The organism is Nocardioides guangzhouensis (assembly GCF_004519545.1).
Lineage (GTDB): Bacteria > Actinomycetota > Actinomycetes > Propionibacteriales > Nocardioidaceae > Nocardioides > Nocardioides guangzhouensis.
Genome location: NZ_SDKM01000147.1, coordinates 1 through 446, shown reverse-complemented (window position 1 = coordinate 446; position 446 = coordinate 1). Strand labels below are relative to the sequence as shown.

Here is a 446-nt window from a genome sequence, read left to right as displayed (position 1 = left end):
GGCGCGGACGACTACGTCACCAAGCCGTTCGCGATGAACGAGCTGATGGCGCGGCTCCGCGCCGCCGTACGCCGGTCCCGCGAGGGCGCCGGCACCGAGCCGGTCGTCGAGGTCGGGGACCTGGTCGTCGACCTGGCCCGCAAGAAGGTCGCACGCTCCGGGAGCGACGTACCCCTGACCCCGACCGAGTGGGCCTTCCTCGAGCTGCTCGCCCGCAACGTCGGCCGCCTGGTCACCCGTGAGCAGGTGCTCCGCGAGGTGTGGGGCCCGGGCTACGAGCGGGAGACGCACTACCTGCGCGTCTACGCCGCCCAGCTGCGCCGCAAGCTCGAGACCGACCCCGCCCACCCTCGCCACCTGCTCACCTCCAGCGGCCTGGGGTACACCCTCGAGCCCTGACCACCGATCGGCAGCACCCCGCTGGTTGAGGAGCGAGCGCCAGCGAG

Annotated in this window: 1 protein-coding gene; it reads left to right on the top strand. The window is 73.1% G+C overall.

Annotated features, from left to right (window positions below; all coding sequences use genetic code 11):
- Positions 1-399, top strand: a 399-nt coding sequence (locus EKO23_RS24880) for a winged helix-turn-helix domain-containing protein (protein ID WP_175582743.1), incomplete at its 5' end; no start/stop codon positions are given.
- Positions 400-446 lie beyond the last annotated feature (47 nt).